Genomic DNA, 7,318 nt, shown 5'->3' with positions numbered 1-7,318 from the left:
AATCTTGACGATGACCTACTCTCACATGGGGAAACCCCACACTACCATCGGCGATGCATCGTTTCACTGCTGAGTTCGGGATGGGATCAGGTGGTTCCAATGCTCTATGGTCGTCAAGAAATTCGGTAGCCAGCGCGTGCCTTGCGGTCACGTTCCAGCGAATGGGTATGCGATAGGTTTGTGTGTTGTGCGAACTTTCGGTTCATAGCGTCTTCACACACCGCAATCTGGTGCCCTGTATCGGGTCAGCAAATTGCTTGGGTGTTATATGGTCAAGCCTCACGGGCAATTAGTATGGGTTAGCTCAACGCCTCACAGCGCTTACACACCCCACCTATCAACGTCGTAGTCTTCGACGGCCCTTCAGGGGACTCAAGGTCCCAGTGAGATCTCATCTTGAGGCAAGTTTCCCGCTTAGATGCTTTCAGCGGTTATCTTTTCCGAACATAGCTACCCGGCAATGCCACTGGCGTGACAACCGGAACACCAGAGGTTCGTCCACTCCGGTCCTCTCGTACTAGGAGCAGCCCCTCTCAAATCTCAAACGTCCACGGCAGATAGGGACCGAACTGTCTCACGACGTTCTAAACCCAGCTCGCGTACCACTTTAAATGGCGAACAGCCATACCCTTGGGACCGGCTTCAGCCCCAGGATGTGATGAGCCGACATCGAGGTGCCAAACACCGCCGTCGATATGAACTCTTGGGCGGTATCAGCCTGTTATCCCCGGAGTACCTTTTATCCGTTGAGCGATGGCCCTTCCATACAGAACCACCGGATCACTAAGACCTACTTTCGTACCTGCTCGACGTGTCTGTCTCGCAGTCAAGCGCGCTTTTGCCTTTATACTCTACGACCGATTTCCGACCGGTCTGAGCGCACCTTCGTACTCCTCCGTTACTCTTTAGGAGGAGACCGCCCCAGTCAAACTACCCACCATACACTGTCCTCGATCCGGATAACGGACCTGAGTTAGAACCTCAAAGTTGCCAGGGTGGTATTTCAAGGATGGCTCCACGCGAACTGGCGTCCACGCTTCAAAGCCTCCCACCTATCCTACACAAGCAAATTCAAAGTCCAGTGCAAAGCTATAGTAAAGGTTCACGGGGTCTTTCCGTCTAGCCGCGGATACACTGCATCTTCACAGCGATTTCAATTTCACTGAGTCTCGGGTGGAGACAGCGCCGCCATCGTTACGCCATTCGTGCAGGTCGGAACTTACCCGACAAGGAATTTCGCTACCTTAGGACCGTTATAGTTACGGCCGCCGTTTACCGGGGCTTCGATCAAGAGCTTCGCGTTAGCTAACCCCATCAATTAACCTTCCGGCACCGGGCAGGCGTCACACCCTATACGTCCACTTTCGTGTTTGCAGAGTGCTGTGTTTTTAATAAACAGTCGCAGCGGCCTGGTATCTTCGACCGGCGTGGGCTTACGCAGCAAGTGCTTCACCCTCACCGGCGCACCTTCTCCCGAAGTTACGGTGCCATTTTGCCTAGTTCCTTCACCCGAGTTCTCTCAAGCGCCTTGGTATTCTCTACCCAACCACCTGTGTCGGTTTGGGGTACGGTTCCTGGTTACCTGAAGCTTAGAAGCTTTTCTTGGAAGCATGGCATCAACCACTTCGTCACCCAAAGGGTAACTCGTCATCAGCTCTCGGCCTTAAGATCCCGGATTTACCTAAGATCTCAGCCTACCACCTTAAACTTGGACAACCAACGCCAAGCTGGCCTAGCCTTCTCCGTCCCTCCATCGCAATAACCAGAAGTACAGGAATATTAACCTGTTTTCCATCGACTACGCTTTTCAGCCTCGCCTTAGGGACCGACTAACCCTGCGTCGATTAACGTTGCGCAGGAAACCTTGGTCTTTCGGCGTGGGTGTTTTTCACACCCATTGTCGTTACTCATGTCAGCATTCGCACTTCTGATACCTCCAGCAAGCTTCTCAACTCACCTTCACAGGCTTACAGAACGCTCCTCTACCGCATCACCTAAGTGATACCCGTAGCTTCGGTGTATGGTTTGAGCCCCGTTACATCTTCCGCGCAGGCCGACTCGACTAGTGAGCTATTACGCTTTCTTTAAAGGGTGGCTGCTTCTAAGCCAACCTCCTAGCTGTCTAAGCCTTCCCACATCGTTTCCCACTTAACCATAACTTTGGGACCTTAGCTGACGGTCTGGGTTGTTTCCCTTTTCACGACGGACGTTAGCACCCGCCGTGTGTCTCCCATGCTCGGCACTTGTAGGTATTCGGAGTTTGCATCGGTTTGGTAAGTCGGGATGACCCCCTAGCCGAAACAGTGCTCTACCCCCTACAGTGATACATGAGGCGCTACCTAAATAGCTTTCGAGGAGAACCAGCTATCTCCGAGCTTGATTAGCCTTTCACTCCGATCCACAGGTCATCCGCTAACTTTTCAACGGTAGTCGGTTCGGTCCTCCAGTCAGTGTTACCTAACCTTCAACCTGCCCATGGATAGATCGCCCGGTTTCGGGTCTATTCCCAGCGACTAGACGCCCTATTAAGACTCGCTTTCGCTACGCCTCCCCTATTCGGTTAAGCTCGCCACTGAAAATAAGTCGCTGACCCATTATACAAAAGGTACGCAGTCACCCAACAAAGTGGGCTCCCACTGCTTGTACGCATACGGTTTCAGGATCTATTTCACTCCCCTCTCCGGGGTTCTTTTCGCCTTTCCCTCACGGTACTAGTTCACTATCGGTCAGTCAGTAGTATTTAGCCTTGGAGGATGGTCCCCCCATATTCAGACAAAGTTTCTCGTGCTCCGTCCTACTCGATTTCATGACTAAGAGATTTTCGCGTACAGGGCTATCACCCACTATGGCCGCACTTTCCAGAGCGTTCCGCTAATCTCAAAGCCACTTAAGGGCTAGTCCCCGTTCGCTCGCCACTACTAAGGGAATCTCGGTTGATTTCTTTTCCTCAGGGTACTTAGATGTTTCAGTTCCCCTGGTTCGCCTCTTGCACCTATGTATTCAGTACAAGATAACCATCTTATGATGGCTGGGTTCCCCCATTCAGACATCTCCGGATCAAAGTCTGTTTGCCGACTCCCCGAAGCTTTTCGCAGGCTACCACGTCTTTCATCGCCTCTGACTGCCAAGGCATCCACCGTATGCGCTTCTTCACTTGACCATATAACCCCAAGCAATCTGGTTATACTGTGAAGACGACATTCGCCGAAAATTCGCATGCTCTAAGAGCACTCACAAATTTTACCTTAGCCTGATCCGTTACCAGTGAAAGTAACGTTCAGTCTATCTTTCTATCACATACCCAAATTTTTAAAGAACGATCTAATCAAAAGACTAGAAATCAACATTCAGCACCGTCTTGGTGGAATGCTCATTTCTAAGCTTTAAACGTTGGTGCCAATCTGTAATGGTGGAGCCAAGCGGGATCGAACCGCTGACCTCCTGCGTGCAAGGCAGGCGCTCTCCCAGCTGAGCTATGGCCCCGTATTTCTACAGGGAACACCATGAAATTGGTGGGTCTGGGCAGATTCGAACTGCCGACCTCACCCTTATCAGGGGTGCGCTCTAACCAACTGAGCTACAGACCCAATCGTCTTCTTCAATGAATCAAGCAATTCGTGTGGGAGCTCATGAAGCAGCTGCGGTCGTCGATTAAGGAGGTGATCCAGCCGCAGGTTCCCCTACGGCTACCTTGTTACGACTTCACCCCAGTCATGAATCACACCGTGGTAACCGTCCCCCCGAAGGTTAGACTAGCTACTTCTGGTGCAACCCACTCCCATGGTGTGACGGGCGGTGTGTACAAGGCCCGGGAACGTATTCACCGCGACATTCTGATTCGCGATTACTAGCGATTCCGACTTCACGCAGTCGAGTTGCAGACTGCGATCCGGACTACGATCGGTTTTGTGGGATTAGCTCCACCTCGCGGCTTGGCAACCCTCTGTACCGACCATTGTAGCACGTGTGTAGCCCAGGCCGTAAGGGCCATGATGACTTGACGTCATCCCCACCTTCCTCCGGTTTGTCACCGGCAGTCTCCTTAGAGTGCCCACCATGACGTGCTGGTAACTAAGGACAAGGGTTGCGCTCGTTACGGGACTTAACCCAACATCTCACGACACGAGCTGACGACAGCCATGCAGCACCTGTCTCAATGTTCCCGAAGGCACCAATCCATCTCTGGAAAGTTCATTGGATGTCAAGGCCTGGTAAGGTTCTTCGCGTTGCTTCGAATTAAACCACATGCTCCACCGCTTGTGCGGGCCCCCGTCAATTCATTTGAGTTTTAACCTTGCGGCCGTACTCCCCAGGCGGTCAACTTAATGCGTTAGCTGCGCCACTAAGAGCTCAAGGCTCCCAACGGCTAGTTGACATCGTTTACGGCGTGGACTACCAGGGTATCTAATCCTGTTTGCTCCCCACGCTTTCGCACCTCAGTGTCAGTATCAGTCCAGGTGGTCGCCTTCGCCACTGGTGTTCCTTCCTATATCTACGCATTTCACCGCTACACAGGAAATTCCACCACCCTCTACCATACTCTAGCTCGACAGTTTTGAATGCAGTTCCCAGGTTGAGCCCGGGGATTTCACATCCAACTTAACGAACCACCTACGCGCGCTTTACGCCCAGTAATTCCGATTAACGCTTGCACCCTCTGTATTACCGCGGCTGCTGGCACAGAGTTAGCCGGTGCTTATTCTGTCGGTAACGTCAAAACACTAACGTATTAGGTTAATGCCCTTCCTCCCAACTTAAAGTGCTTTACAATCCGAAGACCTTCTTCACACACGCGGCATGGCTGGATCAGGCTTTCGCCCATTGTCCAATATTCCCCACTGCTGCCTCCCGTAGGAGTCTGGACCGTGTCTCAGTTCCAGTGTGACTGATCATCCTCTCAGACCAGTTACGGATCGTCGCCTTGGTGAGCCATTACCTCACCAACTAGCTAATCCGACCTAGGCTCATCTGATAGCGCAAGGCCCGAAGGTCCCCTGCTTTCTCCCGTAGGACGTATGCGGTATTAGCGTCCGTTTCCGAGCGTTATCCCCCACTACCAGGCAGATTCCTAGGCTTTACTCACCCGTCCGCCGCTCTCAAGAGGTGCAAGCACCTCTCTACCGCTCGACTTGCATGTGTTAGGCCTGCCGCCAGCGTTCAATCTGAGCCATGATCAAACTCTTCAGTTCAAACATCTTTGGGTTTTGAGAAAACCCTAAACTTGGCTCAGCAATCGTTGGTTACATCTTTGATTTCTCGCGGAGTAACTTGTGATGCTGATAATCTGTTGACTAGCAGTCTGACCCCACAAGCACCCACACGAATTGCTTGATTCAGTTGTTAAAGAGCGGTGGGTTGAGCCTTTCGTCTCAACCGAGGCGCGCATTCTACAGCGCCCCGTGTATCTGTCAAGCGGTTATTTTAAGAAGTTTTCAAAGTTTCCTCTGCAACTTCAACCACTTGCGCTTCCGATCTCTCGTTAGCGGGAGGCGAATTCTACAGCGTTACTCGCTGCTGTCAACACCTCTTTTTGACCGCTTTCGATCGAGAAGACCGAACCGTTAACGGAGCCAGAAAAACCGCCCCACTAACTGCTTCCCAAGCTTCGATGACCTGAAGCCCTGCGCTGCCGAAAATCGTTTAACTCATTGAAACTCAAGGAGTTTTCCGTTTCGACTGCGCCGAAAGTGGGGCGAATTATAGACGTCCAGAATTTGCCGTCAACACCTATTTTCACATTTCTGTCACAACAGCCAAAAGCTCCCGCAAACACAGAGGCCGGTGTCCAAAGACACCGGCCTCTTCACCTACCGCTTACAAGCTCGGGAAGGCGAACTGTGACGCTTCGTGGCTGGCACGCTGCGGCCAGCGCTGGGTAATGGCCTTGCGACGGGTATAGAAGCGCACCCCGTCCGGACCATAGGCATGCAGATCGCCAAACAGCGAACGCTTCCACCCACCGAAGCTGTGGTAGGCCACGGGCACCGGCAAAGGAACGTTGACGCCTACCATGCCGACTTCGATTTCATCGCAGAACAACCGCGCCGCCTCACCATCACGGGTAAAGATGCATGTGCCGTTGCCATACTCGTGATCGTTGATCAGTTGCATCGCCTCTTCCAGGCTGTTGACCCGGACGATGCACAGCACCGGCCCGAAAATCTCTTCTTTATAGATGCGCATCTCAGGCGTCACGCGATCAAACAGGCAGCCGCCCAGGAAGAATCCCTCCTCATGCCCGGCCACGCTCAAACCGCGACCATCGACAACCAGCGACGCACCCGCCGATACGCCATCTTCTATATAGCCGCTGACCTTGTCGCGATGCTGACCGGTCACCAATGGTCCCATGTCCAGTCCGCACGACGTACCCGCGCCGATTTTCAGCGACTGGATCTGCGGCACCAGCTTGGCGACCAGCGCATCCGCCACCTGATCGCCCACACACACCGCCACGGAGATCGCCATGCAGCGTTCGCCGCACGAACCGTAGGCCGCCCCCATCAGCGCACTGACGGCGTTATCCAGATCCGCATCCGGCATCAAGACCGCATGGTTCTTCGCCCCACCCAGTGCCTGCACGCGTTTGCCGCGCCGGGTGCCTTCGGCATAGATGTATTCGGCAATCGGCGTGGAGCCGACAAAACTCAGCGCCTTCACCTCCGGCGCTTCGATCAGCGCGTCCACTGCGGCTTTGTCGCCATGCACCACGCTCAACACGCCTTTGGGCAACCCGGCTTCCAGAAGCAATTGGGCGATCAGCAGCGTCGAACTCGGGTCACGCTCGGACGGCTTGAGGATGAAGCAGTTGCCACAAACGATCGCCAGCGGGTACATCCACAGCGGCACCATCGCCGGGAAGTTGAATGGCGTGATGCCCGCCACCACGCCCAAGGGCTGGAAGTCTGACCACGCGTCGATGTTCGGTCCTACGTTACGGCTGTATTCGCCCTTCAGAATTTCCGGTGCCGCACAGGCGAATTCGACGTTCTCGATGCCGCGCTTAAGCTCTCCAGCCGCGTCTTCCAGGGTCTTGCCGTGCTCTTCGCTGATCAACTGGGCGATGCGCGACTCGTTCTGCTCCAACAACTGCTTGAACCGGAACATTACCTGCGCGCGTTTGGCCGCCGGTGTGCTGCGCCAGGCAGGGAAAGCCGCCTTGGCGGCGTCGATAGCCTGCTGGACCGTCGCACGATCGGCCAGAGGCACCTGATGAATCGCCTGGCCGGTGGAAGGGTTGAACACGTCGGCGGTACGAGCGCTGTCGCTCAACAGTTCGCCATTGATCAAATGCGCAATGAGGCTCATGGGGACTCCA

The 7,318-nt window shown here is 53.9% G+C and carries 1 protein-coding gene, 2 tRNA genes and 3 rRNA genes; all 6 read right to left on the bottom strand.

Annotation, left to right across the window (positions count from 1 at the left end; genetic code table 11):
- Positions 1-2 precede the first annotated feature (2 nt).
- The 6 genes from rrf to GKKCFE_RS01895 all read right to left on the bottom strand — a co-directional run bounded on the left by rrf (position 3) and on the right by GKKCFE_RS01895 (position 7,308).
- Positions 3-118 (bottom strand): 5S ribosomal RNA (gene rrf, locus GKKCFE_RS01920).
- A 150-nt stretch (positions 119-268) separates the two neighbouring features.
- Positions 269-3,160, bottom strand: a 23S ribosomal RNA gene (locus tag GKKCFE_RS01915).
- Between the two features lie 247 nt (positions 3,161-3,407).
- Positions 3,408-3,483 (bottom strand) — tRNA-Ala (locus GKKCFE_RS01910).
- A gap of 27 nt (positions 3,484-3,510) precedes the next feature.
- Positions 3,511-3,587 (bottom strand) — tRNA-Ile (locus tag GKKCFE_RS01905).
- A 65-nt stretch (positions 3,588-3,652) separates the two neighbouring features.
- Positions 3,653-5,189, bottom strand: a 16S ribosomal RNA gene (locus GKKCFE_RS01900).
- Together the 16S, 23S and 5S rRNA genes with 2 tRNA genes alongside form the textbook arrangement of a ribosomal RNA operon.
- Before the next feature lie 625 nt (positions 5,190-5,814).
- A complete protein-coding gene (locus GKKCFE_RS01895; protein WP_139051231.1) occupies positions 5,815-7,308 on the bottom strand; it encodes a CoA-acylating methylmalonate-semialdehyde dehydrogenase in 1,494 nt (497 codons plus the stop codon).
- Positions 7,309-7,318 lie beyond the last annotated feature (10 nt).

The sequence above is a fragment of the Pseudomonas sp. E141 genome, from assembly GCF_052659885.1.
The sequence above is the reverse complement of the archived record's forward strand: the minus strand, read 5'-3'. Positions and strand labels throughout refer to the sequence as shown.